General features: G+C 60.8%; 14 protein-coding genes and 3 pseudogenes. 13 read left to right on the top strand and 4 right to left on the bottom strand.

Annotated elements, in window-relative coordinates; genetic code table 11:
* The coding region (locus VSR68_RS42015; RefSeq protein WP_342945282.1) for a DUF6429 family protein at positions 1-104 on the top strand (104 nt) is incomplete at its 5' end.
* 106 nt (positions 105-210) lie between these two features.
* Here VSR68_RS42015 and VSR68_RS42010 read toward each other — a convergent pair.
* A complete protein-coding gene (locus tag VSR68_RS42010) occupies positions 211-561 on the bottom strand; it encodes a hypothetical protein (protein WP_342945312.1) in 351 nt (116 codons plus the stop codon).
* 321 nt (positions 562-882) lie between these two features.
* On the opposite strand from VSR68_RS42010, the gene VSR68_RS42005 reads away from it, so the two are divergent.
* Positions 883-1,464: a universal stress protein gene (locus tag VSR68_RS42005; RefSeq protein ID WP_342945311.1), complete on the top strand. Its 582-nt coding sequence runs from the start codon at positions 883-885 to the stop codon at positions 1,462-1,464.
* A gap of 132 nt (positions 1,465-1,596) precedes the next feature.
* Positions 1,597-1,787 (top strand): annotated as a pseudogene (locus VSR68_RS42000) (IS6 family transposase); the annotation flags it as partial.
* A gap of 325 nt (positions 1,788-2,112) precedes the next feature.
* Here VSR68_RS42000 and VSR68_RS41995 read toward each other — a convergent pair.
* A complete protein-coding gene (locus tag VSR68_RS41995) occupies positions 2,113-2,925 on the bottom strand; it encodes an IS5 family transposase (RefSeq protein ID WP_342945310.1) in 813 nt (270 codons plus the stop codon).
* 42 nt (positions 2,926-2,967) lie between these two features.
* Positions 2,968-3,435, bottom strand: a complete 468-nt coding sequence (locus VSR68_RS41990; protein WP_342945309.1) for a CBS domain-containing protein — start codon at positions 3,433-3,435, stop codon at positions 2,968-2,970.
* A 293-nt stretch (positions 3,436-3,728) separates the two neighbouring features.
* Between VSR68_RS41990 and VSR68_RS41985 the strand changes: the two are divergent.
* The 5 genes and pseudogenes from VSR68_RS41985 to VSR68_RS41965 all read left to right on the top strand — a co-directional run.
* Positions 3,729-3,812, top strand: a pseudogene (locus VSR68_RS41985) (IS6 family transposase); the annotation flags it as partial.
* Between the two features lie 782 nt (positions 3,813-4,594).
* Positions 4,595-5,902, top strand: a complete 1,308-nt coding sequence (locus VSR68_RS41980) for a dicarboxylate/amino acid:cation symporter (RefSeq protein WP_342945308.1) — start codon at positions 4,595-4,597, stop codon at positions 5,900-5,902.
* A gap of 13 nt (positions 5,903-5,915) precedes the next feature.
* Positions 5,916-6,863, top strand: a complete 948-nt coding sequence (locus VSR68_RS41975; RefSeq protein WP_342945307.1) for an amino acid ABC transporter substrate-binding protein — start codon at positions 5,916-5,918, stop codon at positions 6,861-6,863.
* A gap of 190 nt (positions 6,864-7,053) precedes the next feature.
* Positions 7,054-7,326 (top strand): annotated as a pseudogene (locus tag VSR68_RS41970) (hypothetical protein); the annotation flags it as partial.
* Complete coding sequence (locus tag VSR68_RS41965) at positions 7,323-8,057, top strand: ABC transporter substrate-binding protein (protein ID WP_342945306.1); 735 nt, start codon at positions 7,323-7,325, stop codon at positions 8,055-8,057. The pseudogene VSR68_RS41970 and the gene VSR68_RS41965, both read left to right, overlap by 4 nt.
* Before the next feature lie 64 nt (positions 8,058-8,121).
* Here VSR68_RS41965 and VSR68_RS41960 read toward each other — a convergent pair whose 3' ends face one another.
* A complete protein-coding gene (locus VSR68_RS41960) occupies positions 8,122-9,450 on the bottom strand; it encodes a LysR substrate-binding domain-containing protein (RefSeq protein WP_342945305.1) in 1,329 nt (442 codons plus the stop codon).
* 141 nt (positions 9,451-9,591) lie between these two features.
* Between VSR68_RS41960 and VSR68_RS41955 the strand changes: the two genes are divergently transcribed.
* The 5 genes from VSR68_RS41955 to VSR68_RS41935 all read left to right on the top strand — a co-directional run.
* Positions 9,592-10,443 (top strand): amidohydrolase family protein, encoded by an 852-nt coding sequence (locus VSR68_RS41955; RefSeq protein WP_342945304.1) that lies wholly within the window; start codon positions 9,592-9,594, stop codon positions 10,441-10,443.
* A 34-nt stretch (positions 10,444-10,477) separates the two neighbouring features.
* Positions 10,478-11,392: a hypothetical protein gene (locus VSR68_RS41950; protein WP_342945303.1), complete on the top strand. Its 915-nt coding sequence runs from the start codon at positions 10,478-10,480 to the stop codon at positions 11,390-11,392.
* A 66-nt stretch (positions 11,393-11,458) separates the two neighbouring features.
* Positions 11,459-12,814: a C4-dicarboxylate transporter DctA gene (dctA, locus tag VSR68_RS41945; RefSeq protein ID WP_342945302.1), complete on the top strand. Its 1,356-nt coding sequence runs from the start codon at positions 11,459-11,461 to the stop codon at positions 12,812-12,814.
* A 184-nt stretch (positions 12,815-12,998) separates the two neighbouring features.
* On the top strand, positions 12,999-14,045 hold the full coding sequence (locus tag VSR68_RS41940; RefSeq protein WP_342945301.1) for a porin: 1,047 nt from the start codon (positions 12,999-13,001) through the stop codon (positions 14,043-14,045).
* Between the two features lie 48 nt (positions 14,046-14,093).
* Positions 14,094-14,511 (top strand): amidohydrolase family protein (locus VSR68_RS41935; RefSeq protein ID WP_342945300.1); only part of this gene is annotated, 418 nt, incomplete at its 3' end.

The following is a 14,511-nucleotide window of genomic DNA, read 5'->3' as shown; positions in this document are numbered from 1 at the left end:
CTGTCAACAAGACGAAGTCCGTGATCTTTACCGAAGAGGGATTGCGCGAATCCGAGCGGCTCTTTAATGAGCATTTCGTCATTCCGGAAACAACCGGAAATTAATTCAACGAACTTCTAACTCAGGATACTAGCTAACGGCAGCAAACCGTGGCAAAACCTGAAGTCGGGCGGCGACATGAATTCCCGCGTGAAGATCCCGTGCCGGTTATTACCTCAGTGACGGAGCTTGGCTCCCCTCGGCCTTGACGAGCGCAGCGAGTTTCGCCCGCTCGCGTGCCACATCAGCCCTCTCCCCCGCTGGCCAGTCGAGGACAACGCCATCGTCGAGCGACCGGCGCACCAGCGAAGAATAATCGGATTTGCTGACCTTCCCCGAGTTCATCGCTTCTGCAATACCGTGCCTGAGATCCGGAGGAAAACTCGCATAGGATGCCGACAGCGACGCGTACTGTCGCGCATCGATTTCGGCGGAGACATGAAGCGACGCCCAGGTCGCGACAGCGACAATCGCCATCAAGGGCACAGCTGTGTAGCTGAGAACAAACTTGACGGGCGTCATGATCGGTTGTTGTTGCAAAGACACTCGGAACGCATGCTTGCCTGACCCAACACGCATTCTGGCGCATGGGTACTGTCGATGAAAGTGGTCGGTGAAATGGTCCGCAAGCGATCCTGCATCTTGCGCGTAACTGGAAACTGGACAGCAGATCACGATACGGGAAGTTCAGCGACTGGCGCCGCGCCAGTTTGCCGCACACGAAGCAAACAGCCCGCCAAGCTTGCATCGGGCTGACTATACTGAAAGCAGACGTTCCCGGTTCAGGCGGCAGGCTTTGAATGGAACGTCATGGCGTGTGAGCCTGGCCGCGGGGAGAAAGCCATGTTCAAGCATCTGCTTGTGCCGACCGACGGATCGACACTTTCGGAAGAGGCCATCCGGATGGGCGTATCGCTCGCCAGGGAGAGTGGGGCCAAGATCACCGCTGTCCACGTCATCCCGGAATTTCACGCTTTCGCGTACGGCCCGGAAATGCTCACGGATACCGAGGCGCACTTCCTTAAGGTCGCCCGGCAACACGCAGACGACTATCTTGGCACAGCGACGAAAGTCGCCACCGAGGCCGGAGTCGAATGCGAAGGGGTAGCGACCACGCGGACTCACCCCTACGAGGCCATCATCAGCGTTGCCGCGCAGCGCAAGTGTGATCTCATCGTGATGGCATCCCACGGTCGTGGCGGTGTGCGCGCTTTGCTGTTAGGCAGTGAAACGCAAAAGGTCCTCACTCACAGCAATATTCCCGTGCTGGTCGTCCGGCCGTCCGCCTCCGCCGGAAAGAGTCGCGGAGAAGAATCAGAAGAATCCGGCACGTCATCCACCGCTTCACACGACCTGCCGCTGTCGTTCATCATCGCGCGCGTTGCCAGCCGTGCGAATCCCCGCTCCGTGACGGACATCCAGTAACGCCGACATCGTTGAACTCGGCGTCGCCCAGGGGCGATGCGCAGGCGTGCCGTGCGCTCGCCTGCGCATCGCGCACGGCTTTGTCAGGTTGGCGTGGAGGCGACCGCAGAATGAAGCGATGAAGAATACGAAATCGCGCTTTGTCACTGCCACCGCTTTCCTGCTGCCGTCGTCAGCCGCGCGGTTCGCTGTCTTCCGGTCCAGCCTGAGCCTGCGCGACATCGAGGAGTTGTTTGTTCGGGCGTGGCGTTGTGGTCACGTACGAAACGATCCGTTGCTGGTGCGACAAGTTCGGTGCTGGACTCGCGCAGTGCGCGAAGGCGACGATCGCCCAACATTACGCGGTGATTTCATTCGACTGCCGGATTGCCATGAAGTCTGCGAGTTTCTTCGCTTCATGAGACGCGCCCCCGAGACGATCGTGGCGCTCGGTCGTGAGACGCAGTGCGGCCATCTGCGGCTGTTCGCGATCGCACTCACATGTCGCTTATGACTGAAGGGCCCGATGTCGGCGCCCGAAACTACTAGCGTCCCCGTGTTTTGGCCTTGTCCAGAGTGGTCTGGCGTTTCCGGACGGCGGGGCGGCGTGGGATCACCCAAGCTTGAGTACGCGCTCATGCGTCGTCGCGCGCGAATGCTTAGACCGTGTTATGAACTTTGAAGTACTGGTACTGCATGCACGAGCATAAGCATGGCGAAGACCACGAAATGAAGCCCGGCAAGGGTTTCAGGTAATCGCTCATAGTCTCGCGCGAGGCGGCGAAAGCGGTTGAGCCAGCCAAAGCTGCGCTCGACCGCCCATCGCCGGGGCAGCAACACGAAACCTTTCTTTGCTTCCTGCAGTTTGATGACCTGCAGATCAATGCCTTCATTGCTGGCGGCCTGCGCAGCGTCTTCACCTGTGTATCCCTGATCCGCGAAGGCCACCTTGACCGTTTCTCCCGTGATTTCCTGCACCTGTCGCGCGAGCTCTGCCACCTGCGCACGCTCCTGCTCGTTAGCGGGCGTTACGTGCACTGCGAGCAAATGTCCCAGCGTGTCGACTGCAATATGGACCTTGCTGCCACGCTTGCGCTTGTAGCCGTCATAGCCCGCGCGCGGACCGCTCTCGCAGGTGGACTGCATTGTCCGGCCATCCAGAATCACGGCGCTGGGCTGGCCCTGCCGTCCTTGCGCCACACGGATGATCGAGCGCAAGTCGCAGACCATGTTCTCAAAGCAGCCCGCCTGCAGCCAGCGCTGGGTCTGCTGGTACACCAGCTCCCACGCAGGAAAGTTGTTGGGCATCATTCTCCATGGCGCACCAGCACGCACGATCCAGCGCAACGCGTTAAACATTTCTCGCAGTTCGTGCTTGCGCTGCGGTGCTGCTTCATCCATCAACGTCAGATACGGCGCCGCGAAGCTCCACTCTTCGTCGGACACGTCTGTCGGGTAGGGTTTGCGTTTTTCTCTTGTCATCCCTCCAGGGTACCAGGTTCTACAAAAAATTCCTAACACGGTCTAGTAGGCCCCGCCGGTATCGATGGTCAGGTAGAGCATGTCATGCTCGAGAATGCTGATGAAATGCTCGTCTTCCTGAATCAGTTCCTCAAGGACGTCACGGTTGGATAGCACGCCGACGATTCGTCCGGCATCGATGACCGGCAGATGTCGGATGCGCTTGGTATGCATCAACGCCAGGCACTGTTCACAGGTGTGCTCGGGCGTGACGTAGAACACCTGGGTAGTCGTGATTTCGCCAACCTTCGTCTCGGCGGCACTGCGGCCGGCCAGTTCCACCTGGCGTGCGTAGTCGCGCTGGGACAAAATGCCGACAAGAGTACTGCCGTGCAACACCAGCACGGTGGAGACGTCCTTGTCGGCCATCTGGCGCAGCGCCGTCAACACCGCGTCATCGGGGCCGACCGAAATCACCTCCCGAGGGTTCTCAGACAAAATTTGCCGAGCTGTCTTTCTCTCCTTTTTCATGATCGTCTCCAGTAAAGGACCGGCGATTTCAGCCACTGTGTTCCACGTCCATTATTCGCCGGCCCATTTTTCAATCATGGTCGAATTGAAGTGTAGTCGGCTTTATCTGCATCAAACCAAAACGACCGGGACGATGTCTGGCTCGAACGACACTATGTTCGAGATTCGACCAACTTCAGGATAGAACCAAGCCGCCAGGCGTGCGTCACCGATCTTGTCATTGCCGCAGATCCTTTGTAGGGACTGAAGGTCTGGTTCTTCGCAAGCGTGAGGGCGGATTCATTGATGTCTTGATCGCCGAACGGGGTATCGAGGTCGCTCACTCGAGCGAGCACCGCTGGGTGATCAAGCTCGTACCGTTGTTCGAAAAAGCGTTCGCTTTCCCTTTGCGAATCGCCATCAATGCTTCGGTATGTCGATAGGTCGCTCAGGGTTGAGTGTGCTGACCTCGCAACGTGGGCAAACGGCGATTCGAACCCGTTGCGTGCCCGACGTCGGCAATGCTGACCGGAACCGTCGCCTGCTGGCGGTCACGCCAGCGTCAGCTATGGCCGACCTTAAGACGCTCGGTGCGGACGTTCATGACCCATGCCGGGGCGGACGCGCTCGGTGGCGAGCCGCGACGCCCGTTGACGGCTGTCTGCGACGACGGACGATTTATGGGGCGGGTTGAAACTACAAACCTCGGAAGTTATCTGGGTAACAGCCCCGGTGAACGAAGCCGGTTTTGACCTCAGAGGTCCGACCGGAGCGGAAGTAAACTGGCTGATTTCCCAGAAACCAATCGAGTCCCGCTGCGTCTCCTCCCTCGATCGGGTCGACGAAGGTGCCTCGCGCCCTCTCAACGACCCTTCCACGAGGCAAACATTGTCGACTTCACGACGCACCGTCGAGCGAGCCGCTCGCGCAGGTTGCCTGGCTACGCGGCTACGCTACACTCTATTAGACGATCCGCCGTAAGCTGTCGAGGCGGGCGGGGGTTCGCGGGCCTGACGAACCGTCGACACGGTCCTTGCCGGCCCTCGGGGCGGCGAACGGCAAGTGATCTTCCGAATCAGCCGCTGCCTTATACGCAGCCGATAGCATCCCAGGCAACGCCTGTCGCATCCTGTTTCGACCTTTCCATCCGCAACAATATGCAGTGAATGGAGGCTTCGAGATGAACAGAAAGAATGCCGCGGCCATCTGGATTCTGATCGCGATGCTGGTAGGCATCGCGATCGGCTACATGATCTACACGAGCTTTCCGGACAGGAAGTCCGCGACGGAGATCGCGGGCTACATCTCGCTGGTGTCGGACGTGTTCCTGCGTCTGATCAAGATGGTGATTGGCCCGCTCGTCTTTTCTACGCTCGTTGTCGGCATTGCGCACATGGGCGACGCGGCCTCGGTTGGACGTGTGTTCGCGAAAGCGCTAGGCTGGTTCATTACCGCGTCGCTGATCTCGCTGCTTCTCGGCCTGCTGATGTCCAATCTGCTCAGGCCCGGCGCGAATCTCGGGCTGCCACTGCCCGACATCGGCGCTTCGGCGAACCTGGCGACTGCCAAGTTCACGCTCAAGGACTTCGTCGGTCACATGGTCCCCAGGTCCTTCGCGGAGGCGATGACCAACAACGAGATTCTGCAGATCGTCGTGTTCTCGATGTTCTTCGGCGTCGCGCTTGCCGCGCTCGGTGAGAAAGGCAAGGTCCTCGTGGCCGCGATCGACCAGCTCTCGCACGTCATGCTCAAGATCACCGGCTACGTGATGAAGCTCGCCCCGCTAGCGGTGCTCGCCGCGATGGCCTCAACCGTGGCTGTCAATGGACTGACGATCCTGTTGAAGTTCGCGGTCTTCATGGGGGACTTCTACCTCAGCCTTTTTCTGTTGTGGGCGGTGCTGACGGCGGCCGGCTTCCTTTTCCTCGGGCCGCGCGTGTTCAAGCTGCTGGCGCTGATCAAGGAAGCATTCATGCTTTCGTTTGCGACTGCGAGTTCCGAGGCCGCGTATCCGAAGATCCTCGACGCACTCGACCGTTTCGGCGTGAAGCGCAAAATCTCCAGCTTCGTGATGCCGATGGGATACTCGTTCAACCTCGACGGCTCAATGATGTACTGCACCTTCGCGACGCTGTTCATCGCCCAGGCGTACAACATGCATCTCTCACTCGGCACACAGCTGACGATGCTGCTGATCCTGATGCTGACGTCCAAAGGGATGGCGGGCGTGCCACGCGCATCGCTGGTGGTGATTGCCGCCACGCTCAACCAGTTCGGCATCCCCGAAGCGGGATTGCTGCTGATCCTGGGTGTGGATACGTTCCTCGACATGGGCCGATCGGCCACGAATGCAGTAGGCAACTCGATCGCAAGCGCGGTGGTCGCCAAGTGGGAAGGGGAACTGATGTCAGAAGCCGAGGCCGAGGCCAACGCGGCGCGCATCGACGCCGAGCTGGACGCGACGATCGCCCATCCGGCGGAAAGCTGACAGGGACCGAGCCATGAAGACGCAGCGATTCTGGTCGATACTGGCCATCGTGGGGCTGCTGATGGCTGGCGCCACAGTGGGGGCGCAGGAGGACACGCAGTTGTCACGCCCGGTTCCCGACAGCTTCGCGCCGGCGGCACTGACGGGCACGCTGTCCAAGGTGCGGGAGACGGGCACCATCGCGCTCGGCTACCGCGAGTCTTCGGTGCCATTTTCCTGGCTGAGCGGGCGCAAGGAGCCAATCGGCTATTCGATCGAGCTGTGCAAGGGGCTGGTGTCAGCGATCGGAGACGCGGTCAACCGGACTCTGACCATCCAGTGGGTGCCCGTCACACCCGAAAACCGCATTGACGCGGTAGTCAGCGGCCGGGTCGATCTGGAGTGCGGTTCTACGACCAGCAACATGGAACGCCAGAAACGTGTGGCCTTCTCGCCGATCATTTTCGTGGCCGGCACCAAGGTGATGGTAAAGAAAGGTTCGCCGATCAGCTCGTTCCGCGATCTCGCGGGCAGGAAGGTCGCGGTAACGGCGGGCACCACGAACGAGAAGGCGCTGCGCGATCTGGACCGGAAGTTCAAGCTCGGGATTCAGTTGCAGGTGGTGCCCGACCATGCGCAGGGGTTCGCGCAGGTGGCCGACGGACAGGCCGACGCGTTCGCCACCGACGACGTGCTGCTGTATGGCTTGATCGCGGAGCATGCCCGCGAGCGGGGCGAGTATCGCGTTGTCGGCGACTATCTGTCTTATGACCCGTATGGGATCATGTTCCGCAAGGACGACCCGCAGCTCGCGCAAGTGGTGAAGGATACCTTCCAGGAACTCGCGGCGGACGGAGAGATCGATCGTCAATACCAGCGGTGGTTCTTGCGCCGCCTGCCGTCGGGCACCAGCCTCAACCTGCCGATGAGTGCACAGCTTGCGATCATCATTCAGACGATGGCCGGTGGCGAGGCGCAGTGAGCGCCACGCGGTAGAGCCGATTCCGTTAGCTCATTTTTGGTTGACTTACCATCCTTGGTCACCAGAGCAAAACGCGGGAGAAAATAAGCCGAAATATGATCAATCAGACCGGAAGGTGTACGGCCAATAATGATGCTGCATATACTCCTGCAAGCCGCCTCGAAGTAGCGCACATTTTCTCCGCCGCATCGGGGATAGTTTCTTTATCGACACGATCAAACGAGTCAACCGCGTACGCCGTCTGCTGTCATACCGTTCGACGCAGCATCGCGAGCGCTACGTTGAACGTGCGAAGCGGCACCTGCATCTGCTCGAACTACCCGAACACCAGCGCAATGAAGAAGCGTCGGAGGCGATGCGCGAGCATTTGCTGAATACGCTCGACGCCCTCTCGCGCATCAGCGAGATTCTTGAACCCCAAGGCCGCAGCCTGAATACGAGGTCGCAACGAGAGCATCCATGACTATCGATCAATCCGTTATCACCGCGTTCACGCCGAGCGGCAAGCTACGCGCGTCGATCAATCTCGGCAATCCGATTCTTGCGAACAGCAACCCCAAAACGGGCGAACCGTTCGGCGTGTCCGTTGATCTCGCACGTGCGTTTGCCAGGAAGCTTGGCGTCGAACTGGAGCTGGTTGTCTTCGATGCGGCGGGCAAATCGGTTCAAGCCGTAAGCGAAGAGCGTGCGGATTTCGGCTTCTTCGCCGTCGATCCGTTGCGCGGGGAAACGATCGCGTTCACGGCACCGTATGTGTTGATCGAAGGTTTCTATCTCGTACGCGATGACTCGCCCGTGAGAACGAATGCAGATGTGGATCAGCCGCATAACCGTGTCGCCGTCGGCAAAGGAAGTGCTTATGACCTGTTCCTGACACGCGAACTGAAGGCTGCGCAGATTGTTCGCGCGCCCACTTCGCCGGCTGTCGTGCAGACGTTCCTCGAACAGAATCTCGAAGTCGCAGCAGGCGTGAAGCAGCAGCTCGAAGCGGATGCAAAGAAGACGGCCGGCCTGCGGCTGCTCGATGAACGGTTTATGGTGATCCAGCAGGCGATGGGCACGCCGAAAAGCCGTGGCCAGCCGGCCGCAGCGACGCTTCATGCATTCGTCGAAGAGATGAAGGCTTCAGGGTTCGTTGCCGATGCATTGGTAAGGCATGGGATTGCAGGGGCGTCGGTCGCCCCCGAGGCGTAAGCGCTGTTCAGTTCGCACTGTTCAACGATCAAGGCACGGACGGGTCCCACTCTGGAAGCGGCCATCAGTCGCAAACGGACGATTGGCCGCGCTTGTCCGATCTGGCACCACGCACGGAGTGACGAACACGATTGGGTCGCTCCGTGCTGATCGGGTTCCCGGCCCATACCTCGGCTTCATGCGCCAGCTGTTCCAGAAACGCCTGCTGCATTGGCGTGCCAAGCCACTCCGTTCTGACCGTGTAGCCGACCGTCCGCGTCGCTTCCGGCGTTTCCAGTTCCAGCGCAACCATTTCACTCCCCGGATAAGCCTCGCGAATCTGCGATCGCGACAACAGTGTGATGCAGTCGCTTTCCACCAGCATCGCCATCATCATCGCAAGCGAACTTGTTTCGACCACCAGCGGCGGCTTGCCTGGCAGGCGCGCGAGAATCGAGTCGATGACCGCGCGCCGCGGCACGTTGCGCTGCGGCACGACCCAGTCGAACTCCGCGAGGTCGTGCGCGGCAATCGTCTTTTTGCCAGCCAGCCGATGCCCCTTTCTGACGGCTACCACGTAGGGGTCGGCGAATAACTCGGTTTCCTGCTCCGAACCCGTGAGGCGCGGCTCGCGCAGCGCGCCGACGATCACATCGATGTTGCCGAAGCGCAGTTCCCTGAGCAGTCGGGAATGCGAGCCTTCGTCCACCGTCACCTTCGCATTCGGAAATTGCCGGCGCAATCGCTCGATCGCGCGCGCAACGAGACGCGGCGCGAGCATCGGCAGCACGCCGAGCGAAATTCGCCCCGTCATCTGCCCGCGCGCATGTGCGAGATCTCCGCGAGCTTGCGCGATCTCGTACATCGCGAGGCTCAGGCAGCGCGCGAATTCGACGCCCGCCGCATTCGCCGACACGCTATGCACGCGCCGCCGATATAGCGTCGCGCCGACTGTCTGCTCGATCTGGCGTGCGGCGCGATGCACGGCGGGCTGCGAAATGCCGAGCTGCTGCGCTGCCTCCGCCGCTGAACCGCACTGCGCAATCGCGATATGGCAGCGCACTTGCGAGTCCGTCAGATGGCGGCAGATGTTACCGATGTTCGTCGCGGGCGCATCCTCGCCGCCGGGCAAACTGCCGACCGCACGCTCGATCTGCTCCAGCATGCGCCGCACGCGCCGATGCAGGATCGCACCTTCGGCCGTCACTTCGCTGCCGCCATAGCCGCGCTCGAACAGCGCGCCGCCGAAGCTCGCTTCGAGCTTGCTGATGGCGAGGCTGACAGCCGGCTGCGTGCGGCCCGCGCGCGCAGCCGCAAGGCCGATGCCGCCCGCTTCGCAGACGGCATCGAACAGAAACAGCCGCCGCAAACGCGCCAGATCGTCGTCTCCCGCCGTGCCTTCATTGCCCGTCATACGTCGTCAAAAGCCTCTGTGAAAACCCCTAGCTTAACCAAAATTTATGCCAAAGGGTGCAGTTCATATTGAAGGTTTCGGTTCGTCCACGCTTACAGTTACGTCCATTCGATCAAGAGGTTTCCAGTCAGGAGTCAGTTCATGTCTGTCGTCATCGACACACACACTCATGCAATTTCCCCGGATAAACAGCGATATCCGCTCGCACCCGTGGGCGGCCACCAATCCGAATGGTCGGCGAAGCGTCCCGTCAGTTTTGAAGGTCTGCTTGCTGCAATGGATGAAGCCGGCATCGGCCGTGCTGTCGTCGTGCAGGCATCGACGGTTTATGGCAACGACAGTAGTTATGTGGTGGAGGCGGTGCGTAACCATCCCGACCGCTTCGCGGGCGTGTTCTCGATCGACGTGCTCGCCCGTGACGCCGTCTCGCAGATGCAGCGCTGGCTCGACGCGGGCTTGAGCGGCCTGCGGCTCTTCACGACAGGCAGCACGATGCCTGGCCAGGCCGGCTGGCTCGACGATGAGCGCTCGTTTCCCGTTTGGGAATACGCGCAGAAGCACGACGTGTCGATCTGCCTGCAGATGACCGCACAAGGCATCCCCGCGCTGTTGAACATGCTGTCGCGCTTCCCGGATGTACGCGTGCTGCTCGATCACCTCGCGCGTCCCGAACTGGCGGGCGGCCCGCCGTACGAAGCCGCGGCGCCGCTGTTCAGTCTCGCGGCTCATCGCGGCGTGTATCTGAAGCTCACCAACCGGACGATCGCTGAAGCGTCTCGCGGCGAATCGACGCCCGCGGCGTTCTTCCCGCGCGTGCTCGATGCGTTCGGCGCAACGCGCATTGCCTGGGGTTCGAATTTCCCCGCAGCCGAAGGTTCGCTGCCGCAACTGCTCGCAGATGCACGCGAGAGCCTGTCGATGCTGCCCGCCGATGCGTGCGAGGCGATCTTCGGCGGCACGGCGCGCACGCTCTACCCGGCGCTCGCCGCCTGACGGGCGCAACAGACGATGTCGAGGAAACGAAGACGTGAGCATCGCAACCCAACCTCTGCGCCTGAAAACCGCGCTGAAGACCTATCCGCATACGCGTGCGCTGAAATCGGGCGAACTCACCGATCCCGCCGTCGAACTGGTATTCGAAGACATCGAGCCGATTCACCGCGCGTTTGCGCCGATGGCGCGCAAACAGGTGTTCGACGTCAGCGAACTGGCGATCGTCACGTATTTGCAGGCCAAGGCGTACGGCAAGCCGGTCGTACTGCTGCCCGCTGTCGTCGCGGCGCGCTTTCAGCAGAAGTGCATTATTTATAATGCGCAGCACGGCCCGTTGGATGTCGGCAGTCTCGAAGGCAAGCGGATCGGCGTACGCGCCTATTCGCAGACGACGGGCATGTGGGTGCGCGCGATTCTTGCGGAAACCTACGGCGTCCCCATCGACAGGATCGATTGGGTCACGTTTGAAGGCGCGCATCTGGAGGAGTACCGCGAGCCGTCATTCGTGCGGCGTGCGCAGCCGGGTGAAGCACTGCTGACGATGCTGCGCACCGGCGAACTCGACGCCGCGATCCTCGGCAACGATCTGCCTGACGAACCCGGGCTCGTACCGCTGATTGGCGATGCGGCAGCCGCCGACCGCTCGTGGTACGGCATTCACCCGTATGTACCGATCAACCATGTCGTCGTGGTGACGAAAGCGCTGGTCGATGAGCATCCGCAGGCCGCGCGCGCCGTCTACGATCTGTTGCGCCGGGGCAAGCGGTCGGTGGCGCATGAACGGGAATCCGGCAAACCCGATCCGCTGCTGTTCGGCATCGATGCGCTGCGCGGCCCGCTCGAAGAAACACTCGCGTTCTGCGACAGCCAGCAACTGTTACCGCGCAAATTGAGCGTCGATGAAATTTTCGCGGACTGCCTCGACGTGCTCGGCGACGCCGCACGCTGAGCCACAACCGCCGCTTCTACCATTCCGAGCGAATCCGAATTCGCCGCTGTTCCAGAAGGAGACATCATGAGCTTGCCCGGCAAGGCCGCATCGAAACCCCGGGGACGTCAGCCGTTCTATCGCGATCTGTCTTTCCAGGTGCTCGCCGGCATGGCGCTCGGCGTCGCCGTCGGCTACTGGCTACCGAACCTCGGCATCAATCTGCAGCCCGTCGGCGATGCGTTTATCCGCGTCATCCAGATGCTGATCGGGCCCATCATCTTCTGCACCGTGTGCAGCGGCATCGCAGGCGTGAACGACTTCAAGAAAGTCGGCCGCGTCGCGATCAAGGCGCTGTTCTACTTCGAAGTGGTGACGTCGCTGGCACTCGTGATCGGACTGGTCGTCATCAACGTCCTGAAGCCCGGCGTCGGCATGAATGTGGACATGCACAGCGTGCATTCGTCCGCAGTCGACGCCTATGTCGCGAAGGCCCATCACGTCGTCACGACGAGCGAGTTTCTGCTGAACGTGATTCCTCACACGGCGATCAGCGCATTCGCGGGCGGTGATGTGTTGCAGGTACTGTTCTTCTCCGTGCTGTTCGCGTTCGGTCTTGCGGCCATCGGCGAGCGCGCGCGTCCGGCAATGAATCTGATCGATTCGGTATCCGGCGCCCTCTTCTGGATCATCGGGCTGACGATGAAGATCGCGCCGCTTGCCGCATTCGGCGCGATTGCCTTCACTGTGAGCAAGTTCGGCTTCGGCACGCTGATTTCGCTGGGCAAGCTGATTCTCGAGTTCTATCTGACCTGCGCGCTCTTCATCGTGCTGATTCTCTGGCCCATCTCGAAGGCGAACGGCTTCAGCCTGTTGCGGCTGATGCGCTATATCGGCGCGGAACTGCTGCTCGTGATAGGCACGAGTTCATCGGAGACCGTGTTTCCGCAACTGATCGACAAGCTGGAACGACTCGGCTGCGAGAAGTCGGTCGTGGGCCTCGTGCTGCCGACTGCGTACACCTTCAATCACGACGGTACGTGTCTGTACTTCGCCGCAGCCGCCGTGTTTCTCGCGCAGGCCACCAACACGCCGATGACCTGGCACGATCAGCTGGTGCTGCTGGCCGTTCTGCTGTTGACATCGAAGGGCGCTGCGGGTGTCTCCGGCGCCGCGATCGCCGTGCTCGCCGCGACGCTCGCTGCATCGAACACGATCCCCGTCGAATCGATCGCGTTGATTCTCGGCATCCACAAGGCGCTCTCCAGCGCGTTCGTGTTTACGAACATCGTCGGCAATACCGTCGCGACGATCGTGGTCGCGAACTGGGAAAAAGCGCTCAATCGCATGGCATTGTGCGACGAGCTGAAAGCAGGCTTCAAACCGGTCGATACATCGATCGGCGCGCTGAAGGAGTCGCACAGCGGTTCCGCAGGCAGTTGAAAGCGCGGACGACGTCCCGTCGCGGGTGTCGTCGTCCAGCGGAATGATTTTCCCCTACTCAACAATATGCATTAGTTAGACATGCGAATGTTTATCGAGTAACGGGGCATAAAACGATGAACGGCGGTCGAGGTCGATGACCGCCAGCCGTCCGGCCATAAAACATCAAAGACAGGAGACAGGCTTGAAAGGCAAGTGGATGAACCGCATCGGGCTGGGACTCGGCGTATCGACGACGATCGGCGTACTGGTCGCGACGCCCGCGCACGCGCAATCGAGCGTGCAACTGTACGGCACCGTCGACGGCGGCGTGCGCCATCAGACCAATGCAGCCGCCGGAGGCGGTTCAGTGACGACGATGAATTCGAACGGCTACTACAGTTCGAACAAGCTCGACTTCCGCGCGAGGGAAGATCTCGGCGGTGGCTGGAATGCACACTTCCTGCTCGAGAGCGGCTTCAATCTCGGCAACGGCCAGTTCGACAATACGACAGGTATCGAATTCAATCGGCAGTCGTTCGTGGGTATCGGTCACAAGCAATACGGCTCACTCGACCTCGGCCGTCAGTACACGATCGCGCACGACATCATCGGCTTCTACGATCCGTATGGCTTTCACTTCACGCCGATCATTCCGTTGACGGTGGCGTCGGACGGCACGCGCAACAACAACGACGTGAAGTACAAGAACGACTTCGGGCCGGTTCTGGTCGAAGTGGACAACTCGTTCGGCGGGGTTGCGGGTGACTTCAGCAGCGGGGCGTCGCGTGCGGTCGGTTTGAACTATTCGAGCGGCCCCATCGGTATCGGCGGTGTCTACGGACATCGCAATCTGCTCGTCGGAAAGAGCTACGTCGGCGACAGCTACTACATGGTCGGCGCGAGTTACCAGCTCGGCCCGGTTCGCGTGTCGGGCGGTTTCATGTCGGAAGACCAGCAGAACCAGGGTACGCCGCATATGGTCACGAACAACGGCTTCGGCGGCATTGCATGGACCGTCACGCCGTATCTCGTGTTTCGCGGCGCGTACTACCAGACCAACGTGTCCACCGACAAATCGGGCCGACGAGGACTATCCGTGTTGTCGCTCGCCTACCTGCTGTCCAAACGCACCACGCTCTACGCCGAAGGCGACTACACGTCGTACCGCCACGCGGTGGTGAGCACGCTGAACCCGGCAGGCGCGTCGAGTCAGACCGCCGTGACGGTCGGCATCAACCATCTGTTCTAGTGCGGCCACGCATGCGCGCCGCAACGCATTTCACGCAGGAGCACGCAATTGATCATTGACATACACGGTCATTACACGACCGCACCCAAGGCGCTGGAAACGTGGCGCAACCGTCAGATCGCAGCTCTGGGCCATCCCTCCGAGATGCCCAGGCCGTCGGAACTACACATCAGCGACGACGAACTGCGCGAATCGATCGAGACGAATCAGCTGCGCCTGATGCGCGAGCGCGGCCTCGATCTGACCGTGTTCAGCCCGCGCGCGAGCTTCATGGCGCATCACATCGGCGACTTCGATGTGTCGAGCACCTGGGCCGCGATCTGCAATGAGCTGTGCTATCGCGTGAGCCAGCTTTTTCCCGAGCATTTCATTCCCGCCGCGATGCTGCCGCAGAGTCCCGGTGTGGACATTGCCACCTGCGTCCCCGAACTCGTGAAGTGCGTCGAGCAATATGGCAACGTCGCGA

It is taken from the genome of Paraburkholderia phymatum, assembly GCF_038900715.1.
GTDB lineage: Bacteria > Pseudomonadota > Gammaproteobacteria > Burkholderiales > Burkholderiaceae > Paraburkholderia > Paraburkholderia phymatum_A.
The sequence above is the reverse complement of the archived record's forward strand: the minus strand, read 5'-3'. Positions and strand labels throughout refer to the sequence as shown.